The following is a 17313-nucleotide window of genomic DNA, read 5'->3' as shown; positions in this document are numbered from 1 at the left end:
CCGGCGTCAGGCGAGAGCAGTTGCCCAAGACAACGCCTCACGGAGAAGGCGCGACGCGAGCAGGCGGAGCCGTACGTCGTCGTCGACATCAGACCTCGTATCCCCGGGTCGTCGCTGCTCGTCCGCAGGGCTGGAGCGCCTACGCGTCATAGACCGGGGAGTGGTGTCCGGCGTGCACGGCCCAGACCGCCAGTTCCCCGTTGTCGAGCGTGTAGGCGACGCGGTAGTCGCCGACGCGCAGGCGGCGCCGCTCAGGCTGGGACACGAGTGCGGTGGTGTTGAAGCCGAGAGGGTCGCTCTCCAGCTCGGTCAGCTTGGCCAGGATGCGCAGCGCCATGTCGCGGGGGATCTTCCGAAGCTCGGCCTGTGCCTCGGGACGGAAGGCGGTTCGGTACTCATTCACCGCGCGCCAGCGTCTCCCTCATGATGTCCTCGATGGGGATGCCGGGCGCCGGGTTGGCCATGCGCTCGTCGATGATCCGGTTGATCTCGCGCTCTTCCCACTCCTGGTACTTGCGCAGCACCTCGATGGAGACGACGGCGGCGACTTCCTTGCCGCGGCGCGTGATCACGGTGGGCACGTCGTCGCGGTCTGCGCGCTCCACGACCTCCGCCAGGTGGGCGCGCACATCGCGGATGGACTCTATGGGCAGCGGCTGGTCATGCGCCCAAGCGTACCGAGTGTCCCATGTGTCCCATGTGTACACAACGCGTCGCTGGGGCGGGCGGACGGCCGGGCTACAGGCCGCTGACCGAGGCGATGGTGAAGGGGGTGGGGGTGCCCTCGTTCGGGGAGAGGGGGCCGCCCTTGTCGAATTGGGAGCGGACCACCAGGGTGCGGGCGCCGGTGTGGGTGAGGGTCGTGGGGATCTGGAGGGACGGGTCCGTGAGCGTGCGCAGCAGGCGGGCGCGGGTGCCGTCGTGGGTGAGCTGCCAGCGGGTCAGGGTGTTGGTCGTGTTGTGCGCGACGCGCAGGGTGCCGTCGGGGGCGAGGTCGAGGCCGTCGGCGGCCTTGAGGTCGGCGCCGGTGAGGGTGACCCGGCGGATGGCGCCGCTGCGGAGGTCCACGCGGTAGAGGTCGCCCGCGACCATGTCGACCGTGAGCAGGTAGCGGCCCGTCCGGTCCGAGGTGATGCCGTTGAGGCTGTACGCCCGGGCCGGGCGGGGGCGCAGGGCCGGGGAGAGGTCGTGGGCCTCGGTGAGGGGGCCGCTGCCGGCGGCCAGTTGGGCGGGGGTCACGCGGTACAGGACTCCGCGGATGCTGTCCGTGAGGTACGCCGTGCCGTCCGGGGTGATCGTCAGGTCGTTGACGAAGCGGGGCGCGTCGCCCGCCACCTCGAAGTGCGCCAGCCGGGCCCCGGTCTCGGTGTCGTAGACGGCGACCCCGGTGGTGGAGTCCGTCACCCACAGGCGGCCCCGCGCGTCGACGCGCAGTCCGTTCGCCGTGCGGCGGCCGTCGGTCCCGGCGGGCAGGAAGACCTCGGCCTCGGACCGGCCGGGGCGGGCCCGGTAGACGGTGCCGTCCGCGTACGAGCCGACGTAGACGGTGCGGGTGCGGGCGTCGGAGGCGATGCCCTCCGGGTAGACCTTCGCGCCGGGTATGGAGAACGCCGTCGATATGCGGGATATGCGGGATGTGGGGGATGTGGGGGATGTGGGGGATGTGCGCGCGTCCGTGGTGGGGGTGGGGGCCGCGCCCAGGGTGAGGGTCGCGGCCGCGGTGGTGAGCAGGGCGGTCGTCAGGGTCGTCAGGGTCGTCAGGGCTGGGGGCAGGAGCCTCATGGGTGTCGTCCTCTATTCGTTGGGTGTGGGCGAATGTATGTTAGAGCTCTAATGTCTGCAAGGGGCGCGGGCCGTAGGATGCGGGCATGACCTCCATGGCCCCCGAGGAGCGCATCGGCTCGCACCTCAAGCGCGCCGAGCAGGCGCTTCTCGCGGCGAAGAACGCCGCGTGCAAGCCGGCCGCAGTAACGGTTCCGCAGTACGCCGCGCTGCTCTGGCTGGCCGAGAAGCCCGGTATTTCCGCCGCCGCGCTCGCACGGCTGTGCGGGGTCACCCCGCCGACCATGAACACCGTGCTGAAGAACCTCCAGGAGCGCGCGCTCATCGAGCGGACCCCGCACGAGTGGCACCGCAACGTGCTGGAGACCCGGCTCACCGACGCGGGGCGGGCGGCGCTGGAGCTGGCCGATTCCGGTGCGGTGCGGGTCGAGCGGGCGCTGGCCGCCGCGTTCACCGGGGAGGAGCGGGAGCAGCTCATCCGGCTGCTGGGCCGGTGCGCGGAGGTGCTCGGCACCCAGCGTTAGCCGGCCGCCCGGGGCGGTACGCGGATCCGCCCGTTCTGGTGCGGATCCGCCGGGCCTCCGAGGAGTTTTTTGCTCGGATTTGGAACTGCGCTGGGGATTCGTACATCAGGACCAATGGGTGCGGTGCCCAGTCGTGCCCAGCCGATCTGCCCTCGGCCCTCGGGCCACTCAAGACCGTTCGGAGCGAAGTTCGTGCACCACGACCCGTACCAGCCGGCGCGACCCCGGCGTTCCCGCCGCCTCATATGGATCAGCGCGGTGGCCGCTCTCGCGCTCCTGCTTGGCGGCGGCGGATTCGCCGCCTGGAAACTCGACTGGTTCTCCGGCAACGGCGAGGCCGTGAGCTTCGGCAAGCCCGGCGCCCCGGCCGAGGCCGGCGGCAAGCAGACGCCGGGCCAGTCCCCGTCCGGCAAGCCCTCGCCCTCCGGCGACCCGGACGTGCTCATGCCGACGGGCCCGAAGGCCGACTTCAAGCAGACCACCAAGCTCGACGACGGCACGATCATCGCCAAGACCCGCCTCACGGGCGCGAAGTCCGGCTTCGAGGGCGACGTGTGGGTGTGGGCGCCGAAGGAGTACGAGGACCCGAAGTACGCCAAGAGCGGCTTCCCGGTGCTCATCGCGCTCCCCGGCGGCAACGGCTTCCCGGCGAACTACTGGGCCGACCGCAGCCTCGGCCTGCAGAAGGCCATCAGCGACGGCGTCCAGGCCGGGACCAGCCTGCCCTTCATCGTGGTCATGCCGGTGCTCAACCCGGACGCCAAGTACTACTACGACGGCGCCGACATCCCCGGCCAGCCCAAGATGGGCACCTGGATCGCCGAGGACGTCCCGGACTTCGCCAAGGCCAACTTCCGTACGTACAAGTCCCGTGACGGCTGGGCCTTCATGGGCTCCTCCTCCGGCGCCTTCGTCGGCATGAAGACCGTCCTCCAGCACCCGGACCGGTTCAAGGCCGTGATCGCCAGCGGCGGCGAGATCGTCCCCGACTCCCCGCTCTGGAAGGGCCACCAGGCGGAGATGGACGCGAACAACCCGGAGAAGCTCGCCCGGAAGCTGATCGACGCCAAGGGCCCCGAGGTCTACATCAACTTCCAGATCGGCACCAAGGAGAGCGGGAAGGAGCGGATGACGAAGTTCGTGCAGACGTACGGCCAGGGCCCCGTCAAGACGACCATCCGCGACATCCAGAACGGCGAGCACAACGGCTGGCACTACGTCCGGGGCATGAAGGAAGGCTCCCTGGAGTGGATCAGCAAGGTGCTCAAGGGTCCGAAGCCCGCCACCGGCTGACCCGCCCGACCCAGCCCTTCGCCCCACGCCACGCCATGCGCCACATGCCCCACGCCACACGTCACGTGGCGCGTGCCACGTCCCGTCCGTCCCAGGCAACCCATCCCGTCGTTCATACCTCTGTAAAGGGTGTAAGGGGGACCGATCGGTCCGGCCCGCGCTCCCATCCGAGCGCCGGAGAAGGAACGGGACAAATCAGTGCAGCATGACCAGCAAGGCGACGGCAGCCCCATGACCAAGGGCGGCCGTCGCCCCAAGCGCCTGCGCCTGCTTCTGATCAGTGGCGGCCTCGCGCTCACCCTCGCCGCCGGGGGCGGCGCCGTGGCGTACAAGTACGGGCTCTTCTCCGACATAGGGGAGCCGGTCTCCTTCGGGAAGGTCGACGTCGAGGTGAAGGAGAAGGCCGCCACCAAGGCCTCCGACACCCGTCCGGGCGTACGCATGCCCACCGGCCCGAAGGCCGAGTTCGTCCGCACCAACCGGCTGCCCGACGGCACCCAGATCGGCCGCACCACGCTCACCGGTGCGAAGTCCGGTTTCACGGGCGACGTGTGGGTGTGGGTGCCCAAGGAGTACGACGACCCGAAGTACGCCAAGAGCGCCTTCCCCGTCCTGATCTCCCTGCCCGGCGGCCGCGGCTACCCCACGAACTACTGGGGGACGGGCCCCGGCCTCGGCCTCCAGAAGGCCGTGAGCGACGGGGCGAAGGCCGGCACGAGCCTGCCCTTCATCCTGATCATGCCGGTGCACAACGCCGACACCAAGCACCACTTCGACGCCTCGGACATCCCCGGCCAGGCCAAGATGGGCACCTGGATGGTCGAAGACGTCCCGGATTTCACGAAGGCCAATTTCCGGACGTTCACCTCCCGCGACGGGTGGGCCTACATGGGCTCCTCGGCGGGCGGATTCGGCGCCTTCAAGCACGTCCTGAAGTACCCCGACCGCTTCAAGGCGGCCATCGCGAGCGGGGTCGACATCGTCCCCGATTCCCCGCTGTGGAACGGGAACACGCAGGCGATGGACGAGAACAACCCCGAGAAGCTCGCCCAGAAGCTGATCACGGCGGGCGGCCCGGACGTCTACATCAACTTCCAGATCGGCACCGCCGAGACCGGCCGCGAGAAGGCCGAGCAGTTCATGAAGGACTACGGCAAGGGCCCCGTGCACACCAAGCTGCAGGTGATCCAGGATGGTGAGCACAACGGGAAGTCGTACGTACGCGGGATGCGGGAGGGCGCACTGGAGTGGATCAGCAAGGTGATGGTCGGACCGACACCCGACCCCGGCGTGCGGTGAGCCCCGTGGTGAAGGGCGCATCGGCGGCCGCCGCGGCGGGGATCGTGGCGGTGTGCGCCGTCGCGTTCCTGAAGTCGCCGGGCGAGCGGCCGGTGCAGCCCTTCCCCACCGTGGGCGTGCTCATGGCCGGCGGCGAGCACTGGTGCACGGCGAGCGTGGTCGACAGCCCGAAGGGCAACGTCGTCGCCACCGCCGCCCACTGTGTCGCCCCGGCCGGCGAGGACGGGCAGCCGGGCGAGGTCGCGCACGACGGCCTGGCCATCGGCGAGCTCGCCTTCGCCCCGGCCTTCTCCGGCGAGGGCTCCGGCAGCCAGCCGCTGGGCACGTGGAAGGTCCGCTCGATCCACGTCGACGACCGCTGGACGAAGTGGGGCGAGGACACCGCCGACTTCGCCTTCCTCACGATCGCGCCGGACGGCGACGGGCGCAGCGTCCAGGAGGCCGTGGGCGGCGGCGACGAGACCCCGAAGCCGGACTGGACCTCGGGGTACGAGCGGGACGTGACCGTCGTCGGATACCCCGAGTCCGAGCACAACCCGCAGAACAAGCCCGTCTCGTGCACCACGCAGACCCGCCACGACGACGAGGACCCGGACATGCTGTACATCAGCTGCGCCGGGTTCTGGACGGGGACCAGCGGCAGCCCCTGGATCGCCGACCGGGGCGGGCCGGAGCGACCGGGCCGCCTCATCGGGGTGTTGAGCGGCGGGGACACGGACGTGGACTCCACGGCCGCGCTGTTCGACGAGCACGCGAAGGCGCTGTACGAGCGGGCTGCGGAGGGCTGAGGGGCCGCGCGGGGCCGCCGTACCGCCGGGGCGGTCGTCGCTTTGCTACTTCGCTACTTCACTTCTTGCGCTCCGTGCTGACGATCACGCCCACCGCCGCCACCACGATCGTGCCGCCGAGCACGATCGGCCAGGTCAGGGCCTCCCCCAGGATCAGCGCGCCGAGCGCCACGGCCACCACCGGATTGACGTACGCGTACGTGGACACCAGCGAGAGCGGCGCGTTCCGCAGCAGCCAGGCGTACGCGGTGAACGCGACGACCGAGCCGAAGACGATCAGGTAGCCGAGGGCCAGCCAGGAGGAGGTCGAGTACGCGGCGAGGTCGAGGCCGCGGTGCTCGCCGCGCAGCAGGCCGACGACCACGCCGCCGACCCCGCCCGCGAGCATCTGGTACGCGCTCCCGGCGAAAGGATTCTCCGGAAGGCTGACCTTCGACCCGGTGAACGAGCCCAGCGACCACAGCACGGACGCGACCAGCACCAGCAGCACACCCGACAGCTGCACCGCGCCGCTGAGCCCCGGGCTGGTCAGCACGGCGAGCCCGGCCAGGCCGACCAGAACCCCGGCCAGGGTGCGCAGCGGCGGCCGGTCACCGCTGCCCGCGCGCAGCAGCACCACCCACATCGGCACGGCCGCCACCAGCAGCGCGGCGAGCCCGGACGGCACCGAGGTCTCGGCGAGCACGACCAGGCCGTTGCCGCCGAGGATCAGCAGCAGGCCGACCACGACCGACGAGCCGAGCTGGGCGCGGGTGGCCTTGAGCGCGGCCGGGCCGGACCGCCAGGCCACGACGCCGGCCAGCAGCAGGCCGGCGGTGATGAAGCGGGCCCCGGCGGAGAGGAACGGGGGCATGGTCTCGACGACGATCCGGATCCCGAGGTAGGTCGAGCCCCAGACGACGTAGACGAGGACGAGGGCGGTCCAGACCGCGCCGGATATCTTGCGGTGCGGCGTGGTCGTGGACCGGCTCTCCGCCGTGGTTGATGTGCGCATGGCCGAGATCCTCTCAGCCTTGCAGCAGGCTGTTCAGCTCGCGGTACGGCAGGGAGTCCGCGAGCGGACCGTACGTGCCGTCCGAGACCAGCTGCTCGGCGGCTCGGCGGACCACGGCGTACGCGGCCTCGGCCACCCAGGACCCCAGGCTGACCCGGGCCACGCCCAGGGCGCCGAGCTCGGCGACGGAGGGGGCGCCGGGGCCGACGAGCACGTTCAGCGGGGCGTCGATGCCCTTGGCCAGCTCGGCCACGGTCGCCGGGTCGGTGACGCCGGGCACGAAGACGCCGGTGGCTCCCGCGCGCAGGTAGGCGGCGGCCCGGGCCAGGGTCTCGTCGAGGTGGGCGGCGGGATCGCCGAGGCCCTTCAGGTACGTGTCGACGCGCGCGTTGATGTACAGCGGGACCCCGGCGGAGTCCGCGGCGGAGCGGGCGGCGGCGACGCGCTCGGCGTGCTCGGCGGGGGCCCGGGTGCCGTCCTCGATGTTGATGCCGACCGCGCCGGCGGCGAGCACCCCGGCGACGGTCTCCGCGACGGCGGCGGCGTCGGTGCCGAAGCCGCTCTCGATGTCGGCGGTGACCGGGACGGAGACGGCGGCGACCACGCGGGCGATGAGGTCGAGGGCGCGGTCCCGGGCCAGGGCGTCGCCGTCGGGCGACCCGAGGGACCAGGCGACGCCGGCGCTGGTCGTCGCGACGGCCGGAGCCCCGGCCGCCTCCACGATGCGGGCGCCGGCGACGTCCCAGGCGTTGGCGAGGGCCAGTGGCTTGGCCGGGCTGTGCAGTTCCGCGAAGGCGCGGGCCAGGTCTGTGGTCATGGGGCCAGTTGAGCAGACCTGCCCGGTCGGGGCGCGCGAGTTTCCGACATGGAGTTCCGGTGCGGCGCCGCTGCTGGGGCTCCGCCCCAGACCCCGCGCCTCAAACTCCCCCAGCTACCGCTGGGAGGGGCCCCCAGGCGAGGCTGGGTTGTGCCTGGCGGACGGCATCGGCCGAAATCCAGCCCCGCCGGCGTTTGAGGCGCGGGGGTTCGGGGGCGGCGCCCCCGACAACGGCGCCGCAGGTTACTTCGGGCCCGCGCCGCACAGGGGCAGGACCGCGGTGCGGCCCTGTAGGGGGTCTTCGGGGGCCAGAGGGCCCACCGCGGCCCAGCACGCCGCTGCCGTCGGTTCCACCGACAACCCGCGGCGGGCCAGGTCCCGCTGGGCCTCGCGGAGGCGGGCGTCGGGGACCGTCAGGAAGGTGCCGCCCGACTTGCGGACCGCCGCCAGGATCTGCCGGGCCCGCGGCGGAGCCGGGATCGCGATGCCCTCGGCCAGGGTCGGCAGCTGGGCGACCGGCTCCGCGTCCTCGGCCCCGGCCTCGAACGCCGACGCCAGCGGAGCCACCGCCTCCGCCTGGACGCCGATCAGGGCCGGCGGCCGCACCCCGCGCCGGGCCAGCTCCTCGACGGCCAGCGCGGCCCCGAGCAGCAGGGTGCCGTTGCCCACCGGGACCACCAGGGTGTCCGGCAGCCGGCCCGACATGGCTTCCCAGATCTCGTACACGTACGTCTTCGTGCCGTGCAGGAAGTACGGATTGAAGACGTGGCTCGCGTAGAACACCCCCGGCTCGTCCGCCGCGGCCCGCGCCGCCTCCGCGGTGGCCTCGCGGCCGCCGGGGACCACCCGTACGGCCGACCCGTGGGCCCGGATCCGGTCCGTTTTCTTCTCCGAGGTGCCCTCGGGCACGAAAACTTCACAACTCAGTCCGGCCCGTGCGCAGTACGCCGCCACCGCGGCCCCCGCGTTGCCGCTGCTGTCCGCCACCACCCGCTGCGGGGCCAGCCGTCGGGCCACCTCCGCGAGCATCACCGCGCCCCGGTCCTTGAAGGACAGCGTCGGCATCAGGAAGTCGAGTTTGGCGTGAACCCGCTCTGCCAGCGGCACCATCGGAGTGTTCCCCTCCGCCAGTGACACGGAGAACGCCCCCGGCAGCGGCAGCGCGGCCGCGTACCGCCACAGGGAGTTCGGCCCGGCGGACGGTTCCAGCGCGCTGGCCGGATCCGGTGTGAAGTCGAGGTCCCAGGGGCCGGCGCAGACGGGGCAGCACCAGGGCGCGGTCCGGACGTCGGCGCGTGTGCCGTCCTCGGGGCAGAGGTATCCGGGGAGTGCGTGCGTCATGTGCGGAGCGCCTTTGCTCGATCATGGCGGGCGTATGGCATGGATGTTACGCGTCGGCCGTCCTCTTGTGGGAGCTGGTGAGGGTGCGTCAACCTTTCGGAGGCGGAAGCCCGTTCGGCCGAATGATTTGACATGGGCATGGCTATCCCACGTGCCCGTGCGTCGGACCGCGCGGTTCCGCTTAACCCCCCGCAGCGCACCACCTATGAGGAGGACCCCTCACATGTCCGTGATGCGTCACACCCGCCGGAAGCTCGCCGGCATCAGTGCGACCGCTGTCGTGGCCCTCGCACTCGGCACGGCCGCGGCGCTGCCCGCCTCGGCGGCCGACAACGGCCCGCAGGGCGTCATCGAGAACGCCGGTGTCGCCGGAGCCGTCCCCGGCAGCTACATCGTGACTCTGCACGACACGGCCGCCCGCTCCACCGCGGACAGCGGCAAGGCCGTCGCCAAGCGGTACGGCGCGAAGATCGACCGTACCTACAGCGCCGCCCTCAACGGCTACTCCGTCGAGGTCTCCGAGGCGCAGGCCAAGAAGCTGGCCGCCGACCCGGCGGTCAAGTCGGTCGTGCAGAACCGGGTCTTCACCGTCGACGCCACCCAGCCCAACCCGCCGTCCTGGGGCCTGGACCGCATCGACCAGCGGGCGCTCCCGCTGAACCAGAGCTACACCTACCCGGACAAGGCCGGTGAGGGCGTCACCGCCTACATCATCGACACCGGCGTCCGCAAGACGCACCAGGACTTCGGCGGCCGTGCGGCCGACGGCTACGACGCGATCGACAACGACAACACCGCCCAGGACGGCCACGGCCACGGCACGCACGTCGCCGGCACCGTCGGCGGCGGCGCGTACGGCGTGGCCAAGAAGGTCAAGATCGTCGGCGTCCGCGTGCTCAACAACCAGGGCTCGGGCACGACCGCCCAGGTCGTCGCGGGCATCGACTGGGTGACGCGGAACGCCGTCAAGCCGGCCGTGGCCAACATGTCACTCGGCGGCGGCGCGGACTCCGCGCTCGACACCGCCGTGCGCAACTCCATAGCCTCCGGCATCACCTACGCGGTCGCGGCGGGCAACGAGTCCACCGACGCCTCCACCAAGTCCCCGGCGCGCGTCGCCGAGGCCATCACGGTCGGCGCCACGACCAACACCGACGCCAAGGCCAGCTACTCCAACTACGGCTCGATCCTGGACATCTTCGCGCCGGGCTCCAGCATCACCTCCGCGTGGGCCACGGGCGACACCGCCACCAACACCATCTCGGGCACCTCCATGGCCTCGCCGCACGTCGCGGGCGCGGCCGCGCTCTACCTCTCGCAGAACCCGGGCAGCACCCCCACCCAGATCCGGGACGGCCTGGTGGCCGCGTCGACCCCGAACGTGGTGACCAGCCCCGGCTCCGGTTCCCCGAACCGCCTGCTGAACGTGGGCGCCGGCGGCACCGTCCCGCCCGGCCCGAAGTTCGAGAACACCGCCGACTACGCGATCAACGACAACGCGACCGTCGAATCGCCGATCACCGTCAGCGGGGTCGCCGGCAACGCCCCGGCCGCGCTGAGCGTGCCGGTGGACATCAAGCACACCTACACCGGTGACCTGAAGGTCGACCTCGTCGCCCCCGACGGCACCGTCTACACCCTGCACAACCGGGCCGGCGGCAGCGCCGACAACATCATCCGGACGTTCACGGTCAACGCCTCCTCCGAGGTGGCCAACGGCGTCTGGAAGCTGCGGGTGAACGACAACGCGAACATCGACACCGGCAAGATCGACTCCTGGGCGCTCCAGTTCTGAGGCACCGGCGCCGCACCTGAGGCGCCGGTACTGAACGCACGCGCAGGGCAGCGGTGAACAGGCGGGGGCGACCGACAGGGCGGTCGTCCCCGCTGCGTACTATTCGCGCATTCGTTCGCGCACCCCGTGATGGAGTTCCCCAGCCCGTGAGCACCCCGCCGAGCCCGCCCCCCGGACCGGGCCACTCCTGGCCGCCGCCCTCCCCGCACCCGGGGTGGGGGCCGCCGCCGGGCTACGGGCAGCCGCATCCGGAGCAGGCCCTCAACGGCTTCGCGCTCGCCTCGCTGCTGGTCGGGCTGCTGTGCCTGCCGCCGCTGGGCATCGTCTTCGGCATCGTGGCCCTCGTACAGATCGCCAGGCACCGGCAGCGGGGCAGGGCGCTCGCGATCGCGGGCCTGGCGGTGTCCGTGGTGATGACCGCGGTCATGGTGTTCGCGGTCGACCGGGTCGCCTCGGAGGTCCGCCACCGGATGGACGCGATGGGCGAGTTCACCGACGTCGAGGGCGACCTCCGGGACCTCGACGACCTGCGGGCGGGCGACTGCTTCAACGTCCCGGGCGGGGACCTGATGGCCGACCGGCCCCTGACGTACAAGGTCGACTGCGCGGAGCCGCACCACGGCGAGGTGACCGCCTCCAAGCTGCTGGAGCCGGTCAACGCCCCCGAGTCGGCCGAGGCGGACCGGGTCTCCGAGGACGAGTGCTGGAAGGCGCAGGACGCCTACGCGATGGACACGTGGGCACTGCCCGTCTACGCGGAGATGTTCTACTTCGCCCCCTCCCGCCAGTCCTGGCGCCAGGGCGACCGGCGGCTGGTGTGCGTGATCGGCACGACCGCGGAGGAGCGCCGGGGCAGCCTGCGGCAGGACGCGGGATCGCTCGAGCCCGAGCAGGCCGCGTTCCTCCGGGTGGCCAACGAGGTCGAGTTCGTGCTCGGCCGGCCGCCCGTGGGGGACCTCGAGGACACGCTCCCCGAACACCAGGCGTGGGCACGCTCCGTGTACTCGGCGCTCGGCGACGAGGCGCGCACGCTGGAGGCCGACAAGGCGCGGCCGGGACTGGAGAAGGCGGTCCGGGCGCAGCTGGGCGAGATCGAGGCGGCCCGCACGGCGTGGCAGCGGACCTCCCAGGCCACGACCGCCGCCGACTTCGACCGGCAGTGGGGCCGGGCGCTGCGGGCGATGTCCGTGGAGACGGAGAAGGCGCTGCGCGGCGCGTACGGGCTGTCGACGGAGGTTCCGGAGTGGCTGGCGGAGTCCCCGGAGGAGCCCGGGAGCGGGCCGGGGCGGGAGCCTTCGGCGCAGGCGGCGTGACGTCGTCCGCGTAACGCGCGGTAACGGGTTTGGGTGACCAGGCTTCATCACTTCGGGTGAAACTCTGGCCCTTGCTTGCGGTCTACAACCGTCGGTTGCCAGGGTGTAGCTGTCTGTCAACCTGATGGGAGTGGCCAGTGACTTTCGGTGAGCAGCCGGCCTATCTGCGCGTGGCCGGGGATCTGCGACGGAAGATCGTCGACGGTTCCCTGCCCCCGCACGCCCGGCTCCCCTCGCAGGCCCGCATCCGCGAGGAGTACGGGGTCTCCGACACCGTGGCGCTGGAGGCGCGCAAGGTCCTCATGGCGGAAGGGCTGGTCGAGGGCCGGTCCGGATCGGGCACGTACGTACGGGAGCAGCCGGTGCCGCGCCGGGTCGCCCGCTCCGGCTACCGCACCGGCGGCACCTCGACCCCGTTCCGGCAGGAGCAGGCGGAGTCGGGCGTGCGCGGCACGTGGGAGTCGAACAGCGAGCAGACGGCCGCCCCTGCGGAGATCGCCAAGCGGCTCGGCATCGAGCCGGGCGAGCGGGTGATGCGGACGCGGTACGTGTTCCGCGACGCCGGCGAGGCGATGATGCTGTCGACCTCGTGGGAGCCGCTGGCCGTGACCGGCCGGACGCCGGTGATGCTGCCGGAGGAGGGCCCGCTGGGGGGCTCCGGGGTGGTCGACCGGATGGCCGCGATCGACGTCGTCGTGGACAACGTGGTGGAGGAGGTCGGCGCGAGACCGGGTCTGGCGGAGGAGATCCTGCTGCTCGGCGGGGTGCCGGGGCATGTGGTGCTGGTGATCGGGCGTACGTACTACGCCTCCGGCCGCGCGGTGGAAACGGCCGACGTGGTCGTCCCGGCGGACCGCTACCGCCTAGCCTACCACCTCCCGGTGCGCTGACCCACCCTCCGGGCCAAGGCCCCCGGGGCTCCGCCCCGCCCCCCGCGCCTCAATCGCCGGCGGGGCCGGGTTGTGCTCGGCAGGGGGCGGGGGCTCTCGCATAGCGGGCGGCATCAGCCAAAATCCAGCCTCGCCGGCGTTTGAGGCGCGGGGTCTGGGGCGGCGCCCCAGGAGCGGCGCCGCGCACAACTGCCGTGGTCATGCTGACGGGCCGTCACCCGGTGCCCCCGTGCGCCGGGTCGAGACCGGCGCGCACGGCGCACTCGTACGCATGGCCGAATGCGTACGCCCCGGGGTACCTCTTCGTGAAAAACCGTATCCGCTCCGTAAAGTCCGGGCGTAAGGTCGGGCATATGCGCAATGCGGTTTCCCGGGCAGGTACGTCGGCGGAGGGTGAAACGCGATGAACGACAGCGGTGCCCTGCTCCCGTGGCTGGTCATACGTCAGGACGACAACGGCAACCGCTACCGGGTGGGCCGGTACTCCACCCGGGCCGAGGCCCAGAAGGTCGTCGACAGCCTCGACGACCGCGGACACAAGCAGCTCTACTGGGTCGAGCGGATCGGTCAGACCGCCACGATGAACTGAGCAGCCAGTGTTGACATAGGCTCCGCCCATGACGGTACGAGTGGTCGTGGGCGGAGCCCTTTGTCATGAGGGTCGCCTGCTGGCCGCTCGCCGCAGCGCACCCCCCGAGCTGGCCGGACGCTGGGAGCTGCCGGGCGGCAAGGCCGAGCCGGGGGAGTCCGCCCCCGAGGCGCTGGTGCGCGAACTGCGCGAGGAGCTCGGCGTCGAGGCCGAGCCGCTGGAGCGGATCCCGGGGGAGTGGCCGCTGAAGCCCGGACTCGTCCTGCACGTGTGGACCGCCCGCCTGGTGTCGGGCGAGCCGGCGCCCCTCGAGGACCACGACGAGCTGCGCTGGCTCGGGCCGGAGGAGCTGGAGTCGGTGGACTGGCTCGACCAGGACCGGCCCGCGGTCGCCGAGGCGGGGCGCCGACTGCGCGCCGGTCGGCGCCCGCAGCTGCACGACGGGGCGCCCGGGGGCGCGTGACGCGCGCTCTCTAGGCCGTCTGCGCCACAGTGCGCCGGTGCGTGGGGGATCGAGTGGTACGACGCCCCGAATATCGGGTATGTCGCTATTAGTCCCTATCTCGTCCCCCTTTCGTCCCCGACGAACCGGACTGGGGTCGCTGCCGGCCCGGGAAGTGATCGGCGTGATCGACACAGACGGTGAATGCGCCGAGTGGGCCTTTCCCGCTGAGCCCGGCGCCGTCCGAACCGCCCGCCACGCCGTGCGGGGCGCCCTGCGGGACTGGGGCCTCGATTCCGTCGGCGATGTGACCGTCCTGCTGGTCAGCGAGCTCGTCACCAACTCCCTGCGGTACGCGTCCGGCCCCATCGGCGTCCGGCTGGTACGGCGCAATCAGGCCGTCGGCGGCCCGGTCGGCGCCGCCGCCCTCCTCGTGGAAGTCTCCGATCCGCTTCCGGATCCGCCCCGCGAACGCGTCGCCCACGCCGACGACGAGGGCGGCCGCGGGCTCCATCTCGTCGCCGTCTCCTCACAGCGCTGGGGGACCCGCCACGGGAAGTCGGGCAAGACTGTGTGGTTCGAGTTGGCTCTTCCTGGTGAGTAACAAGGTGACGGGTGGCCGACCATCACTCGAGGTGGCTCGAAACTAACGGGACCTTTTTGTGATCGTGAACGCCGTGCCGTCCGGGGCCGTGGTGCTGAATACTGCGGTCATGGCCGGTCCGGTGCGGTGAGCTGGAGGGGACGGTCGCGTGAGCGAGATACCTGCGCAGGCACATCAGACCAGGGTGCCCGGGGAGACATGGCACGACTCCCTGTGGCACAGCAGTCCGCCTGGCTCGATATATGACTACATAAAGGTCGCTTCCTTCTCGATCGGGCCCGACGGCCTCATCGACCAGTGGAGTCTGCGCGCCGAAGACCTCTTCGGCCTGACCGCAGCCCAGGCGGTGGGCCGCGATCCGGTCGACGCCTTCATGCCGCCCGAGCTTCGCGCCGGCGGACACCGCCGGGTCGCCGAGATCCTCGACGGCAAGGAATGGACCGGCCTCGTCCCCTTCCGGATCCCCGGCGGCGACGGCGAGCACGGCGTGGCCGAGATCTACGTGATGCCCACACAGACCGAATCCGCCGAGCGGGCCGCGCTGTGCGTCGTCGTCGACGTGCGCGCGCTGCGGCGCATCGAATCCGATCTCGCTGCTTCACAAGCCATATTCGGCCAATCCCCCTTCGGCTTCCTCCTGTTCGGTACCGACCTAACCGTCCAGCGGGCCAACCGACGCTTCGCCGCCGTCTTCGGGGGCGCCGCCGAGGAGCACCGCGGCCGGACCGTGCACGACTACCTGCCCGCGCACGAGGCCGACCGGATGGCCGAGGCCCTGCGCCGGGTCCTGGAGACCGGGGACTCGGTCACCGACCTCCGCATCACCGGCGCCGCCCCCGGCAGCCGGGACAACCGCCACTGGTCCATCAACCTCTACCGCGTGCACGGCGGCACCGGCCGGCCCATCGGCGTCGCCGGGATCGGCACCGACGTCACCCGGCGCCACCTCGCCGCCCGCGAGGCCGCCGGGGTGCGGCGCAACCTCGCGCTGCTCAACGAGGCCGGACACCGCATCGGCAACTCCCTCGACCTGGAGACCACCGCCCGCGAACTCCTCGACGTCACCGTCCCCGGCTTCTGCGACCTGGCCGCCGTCGACCTCTACCAGGGCCTGCTGCTCGGCGACGACGACCGGCCCGCGCGCCCGCAGGGCCCCGGGGTGCCCTCGCTGCCGCCCGGCCTGGGCGCCGGCAGGGCCCCGTCCGCGCCGCTGCGGAGGGTCGCCTTCGCCTCGGCCGTCTCGGACGCCCCGCTGTCGGGACCGGGCGCGCTGGTCTCCGTGGGCGAGGTGCACCGCTATCCGGCCGCCTCGCCGGGCGCGCTCGCGCTGCGCACGGCCCGGCCGCGGCTCATCGAGGGGGGCGGCGCGGACGACCTCGTGCAGTCCACGCTCGTCGTGCCGATGGTCGCCCACGACACGGTGGTCGGCCTCGCGCAGTTCTCCCGTACGAAGGGCAGCGAACCCTTCGGCGAACGGGACCGGGCGGTCGCCGTGGAGCTCGCCGCGCGGGCCGCGGTCTGCATCGACAACGCACGGCTCTACCGGCGCGAGCACGAGCGGGCGCTGATCCTCCAGCGCAGCCTGCTGCCGCCCGGCGACCCGGAGGCGGCCGGCCTGGACATCGCCTGCCGGTACCTGCCGGGCAACGCGGCCACCGAGGTCGGCGGCGACTGGTTCGACGTCATCGAACTGCCCGGCCACCGCACGGCGCTGGTCGTCGGCGACGTGATGGGGCGGGGGCTGCGGGCCGCCGTCGCGATGGGCGAACTGCGCACGGCCGTACGGACCCTGGCGCTGCTGGACCTCGAACCGGCGGAGGTGCTGACCGCCCTCGACGAGATCGCCCGGGGCCTGGGGGCGCCCGGCGGCTCCCAGCAGGCCTCGCGGGCAGCCCTGCACTCGCGGGACGCGGACCGCTCGGAGGTGTACCTCGCCACCTGCGTCTACGCCGTCTACGACCCGGTGACGCGGCGGTGCACCATCGCCAACGCGGGCCACATGCCGCCCGTCCTGGTCGAACCGCCGGACGAGGCCGGCCGGCCGCGGCCCGCGCTGCTGCTGGAGGTGCCGCCGGGGATGCCGCTGGGGGTGGGCGGGGAGCCGTTCGAGGAGGTCGAGGTGGAACTGCCGGAGGGGGCGCTGCTGGCGCTGTACACCGACGGGCTGGTCGAGTCCCGCGACCATCCGCTGGAGGAGGGCCTGCGGGGCCTGCGGGAGGCCCTCGCGGATCCGGTCCGCCCCCTGGAGGACGTCTGCGACCACGTGCTGAACACGCTGGACACCCGGCACGGCGAGGACGACATCGCCCTGCTGATGGCACGCGTGCAGGGGCTGCCGCAGGAGGCGGTGGGCGACTGGCAGCTGCCGCGCGAGGCCCGTTCGGTGGGCCGGGCCCGGGAGCTGGCGCGGGCGAAGCTGCCCGGGTGGGGCCTGGAGGGGCTGCTGGACACCACCGAGCTGCTGGTCAGCGAGCTGGTCACCAATGCGCTGCGGTACGGGGAGGGCGAGATCCGGCTGCGTCTGCTGCTGGACCGGACGCTGGTGTGCGAGGTGTGGGACGCGAACCTGGTGCAGCCGCGGCGGCGGCGGGCGCGGGACACGGACGAGGGCGGGCGCGGGCTTCAGCTCGTCGGCCTGCTGTCCGCGGGGTGGGGCACCCGGCGGACCCACCGGGGGAAGACGGTCTGGTTCGAGCTGCCGTTGCCTGGGGCGGCGGCCGAAGCCGTGTCCGAACTCTCGGCGGAACAACTGCTGAGCATGTACGGCTGAGCGCCGCCGCGGGGGGGGGGGGGCCCCCCCCCCCCCCCCCCCCACAACCCAACGAGAAACAAAAAAAAAAGA

The 17313-nt window shown here is 72.3% G+C and carries 17 protein-coding genes; 11 read left to right on the top strand and 6 right to left on the bottom strand.

The window, feature by feature from the left end:
• Window positions 1-139: 139 nt before the first annotated feature.
• The 3 genes from ACFWP3_RS21390 to ACFWP3_RS21380 form a co-directional block, all read right to left on the bottom strand.
• Window positions 140-403: a type II toxin-antitoxin system RelE/ParE family toxin gene (locus ACFWP3_RS21390; protein WP_384223327.1), complete on the bottom strand. Its 264-nt coding sequence runs from the start codon at window positions 401-403 to the stop codon at window positions 140-142.
• Entirely contained in the window at window positions 396-653 is a 258-nt protein-coding gene (locus ACFWP3_RS21385) for a type II toxin-antitoxin system Phd/YefM family antitoxin (RefSeq protein WP_384223459.1), read from the bottom strand. Before ACFWP3_RS21385 ends, ACFWP3_RS21390 begins: the two co-directional genes overlap by 8 nt.
• A gap of 85 nt (window positions 654-738) precedes the next feature.
• Window positions 739-1782: an SMP-30/gluconolactonase/LRE family protein gene (locus tag ACFWP3_RS21380; protein ID WP_384223325.1), complete on the bottom strand. Its 1044-nt coding sequence runs from the start codon at window positions 1780-1782 to the stop codon at window positions 739-741.
• Window positions 1783-1868: 86 nt separating this feature from the next.
• On the opposite strand from ACFWP3_RS21380, the gene ACFWP3_RS21375 reads away from it, so the two are divergent.
• The 4 genes from ACFWP3_RS21375 (at window position 1869) to ACFWP3_RS21360 (ending at window position 5686) form a co-directional block, all read left to right on the top strand.
• Window positions 1869-2306 (top strand): MarR family winged helix-turn-helix transcriptional regulator, encoded by a 438-nt coding sequence (locus ACFWP3_RS21375; protein ID WP_384223322.1) that lies wholly within the window; start codon window positions 1869-1871, stop codon window positions 2304-2306.
• A gap of 249 nt (window positions 2307-2555) precedes the next feature.
• A complete protein-coding gene (locus ACFWP3_RS21370; protein ID WP_384223456.1) occupies window positions 2556-3599 on the top strand; it encodes an alpha/beta hydrolase in 1044 nt (347 codons plus the stop codon).
• A gap of 198 nt (window positions 3600-3797) precedes the next feature.
• A complete protein-coding gene (locus tag ACFWP3_RS21365) occupies window positions 3798-4898 on the top strand; it encodes an alpha/beta hydrolase (RefSeq protein WP_384223320.1) in 1101 nt (366 codons plus the stop codon).
• Between the two features lie 5 nt (window positions 4899-4903).
• A complete protein-coding gene (locus ACFWP3_RS21360; RefSeq protein WP_384223317.1) occupies window positions 4904-5686 on the top strand; it encodes a trypsin-like serine peptidase in 783 nt (260 codons plus the stop codon).
• Window positions 5687-5744: 58 nt separating this feature from the next.
• On the opposite strand, the gene ACFWP3_RS21355 is transcribed toward ACFWP3_RS21360, so the two are convergent.
• From ACFWP3_RS21355 to ACFWP3_RS21345, 3 genes are all read right to left on the bottom strand, one after another.
• Window positions 5745-6680, bottom strand: coding sequence for an EamA family transporter (locus ACFWP3_RS21355; RefSeq protein ID WP_384223315.1), 936 nt, complete (start codon window positions 6678-6680; stop codon window positions 5745-5747).
• A gap of 13 nt (window positions 6681-6693) precedes the next feature.
• A complete protein-coding gene (locus ACFWP3_RS21350; RefSeq protein ID WP_384223311.1) occupies window positions 6694-7497 on the bottom strand; it encodes an isocitrate lyase/phosphoenolpyruvate mutase family protein in 804 nt (267 codons plus the stop codon).
• A 243-nt stretch (window positions 7498-7740) separates the two neighbouring features.
• On the bottom strand, window positions 7741-8838 hold the full coding sequence (locus ACFWP3_RS21345; RefSeq protein ID WP_384223309.1) for a pyridoxal-phosphate dependent enzyme: 1098 nt from the start codon (window positions 8836-8838) through the stop codon (window positions 7741-7743).
• A gap of 223 nt (window positions 8839-9061) precedes the next feature.
• Here ACFWP3_RS21345 and ACFWP3_RS21340 point away from each other — a divergent pair, with 223 nt between their 5' ends.
• From ACFWP3_RS21340 to ACFWP3_RS21310, 7 genes are all read left to right on the top strand, one after another.
• The gene (locus ACFWP3_RS21340) at window positions 9062-10633 is read left to right on the top strand and encodes a S8 family serine peptidase (RefSeq protein WP_384223306.1); all 1572 of its coding nucleotides are present in this window, start codon (window positions 9062-9064) and stop codon (window positions 10631-10633) included.
• Window positions 10634-10779: 146 nt separating this feature from the next.
• Window positions 10780-11946 (top strand): DUF4190 domain-containing protein, encoded by a 1167-nt coding sequence (locus ACFWP3_RS21335; protein ID WP_384223304.1) that lies wholly within the window; start codon window positions 10780-10782, stop codon window positions 11944-11946.
• Window positions 11947-12083: 137 nt separating this feature from the next.
• Entirely contained in the window at window positions 12084-12836 is a 753-nt protein-coding gene (locus tag ACFWP3_RS21330) for a GntR family transcriptional regulator (protein WP_384223302.1), read from the top strand.
• A gap of 403 nt (window positions 12837-13239) precedes the next feature.
• Window positions 13240-13425 carry an SPOR domain-containing protein gene (locus ACFWP3_RS21325; RefSeq protein ID WP_319723421.1) on the top strand — a complete coding sequence of 62 codons (186 nt, stop codon included), beginning with the start codon at window positions 13240-13242 and terminating at the stop codon, window positions 13423-13425.
• 28 nt (window positions 13426-13453) lie between these two features.
• Window positions 13454-13888 (top strand): (deoxy)nucleoside triphosphate pyrophosphohydrolase, encoded by a 435-nt coding sequence (locus ACFWP3_RS21320; protein ID WP_384223299.1) that lies wholly within the window; start codon window positions 13454-13456, stop codon window positions 13886-13888.
• Window positions 13889-14042: 154 nt separating this feature from the next.
• A complete protein-coding gene (locus ACFWP3_RS21315) occupies window positions 14043-14471 on the top strand; it encodes an ATP-binding protein (RefSeq protein ID WP_384223297.1) in 429 nt (142 codons plus the stop codon).
• A gap of 157 nt (window positions 14472-14628) precedes the next feature.
• Entirely contained in the window at window positions 14629-17241 is a 2613-nt protein-coding gene (locus ACFWP3_RS21310) for a SpoIIE family protein phosphatase (RefSeq protein WP_384223455.1), read from the top strand.
• The last annotated feature ends 72 nt before the right edge of the window (window positions 17242-17313 follow it).

Source organism: Streptomyces sp. NPDC058525, assembly GCF_042719495.1.
Lineage (GTDB): Bacteria > Actinomycetota > Actinomycetes > Streptomycetales > Streptomycetaceae > Streptomyces.
This window is presented reverse-complemented; position numbering and strand designations above follow the sequence as displayed.

Excerpts from the sequence above, each read along its gene's own strand:
- ACFWP3_RS21380 (WP_384223325.1), bottom strand. The coding sequence starts at position 1,782 with ATGAGGCTCCTGCCCCCAGCCCTGACGACCCTGACGACCCTGACGACC.
- ACFWP3_RS21375 (WP_384223322.1), top strand. The coding sequence starts at position 1,869 with ATGACCTCCATGGCCCCCGAGGAGCGCATCGGCTCGCACCTCAAGCGC.
- ACFWP3_RS21355 (WP_384223315.1), bottom strand. The coding sequence starts at position 6,680 with ATGCGCACATCAACCACGGCGGAGAGCCGGTCCACGACCACGCCGCAC.
- ACFWP3_RS21350 (WP_384223311.1), bottom strand. The coding sequence starts at position 7,497 with ATGACCACAGACCTGGCCCGCGCCTTCGCGGAACTGCACAGCCCGGCC.
- ACFWP3_RS21345 (WP_384223309.1), bottom strand. The coding sequence starts at position 8,838 with ATGACGCACGCACTCCCCGGATACCTCTGCCCCGAGGACGGCACACGC.
- ACFWP3_RS21340 (WP_384223306.1), top strand. The coding sequence starts at position 9,062 with ATGTCCGTGATGCGTCACACCCGCCGGAAGCTCGCCGGCATCAGTGCG.
- ACFWP3_RS21325 (WP_319723421.1), top strand. The coding sequence starts at position 13,240 with ATGAACGACAGCGGTGCCCTGCTCCCGTGGCTGGTCATACGTCAGGAC.
- ACFWP3_RS21320 (WP_384223299.1), top strand. The coding sequence starts at position 13,454 with ATGACGGTACGAGTGGTCGTGGGCGGAGCCCTTTGTCATGAGGGTCGC.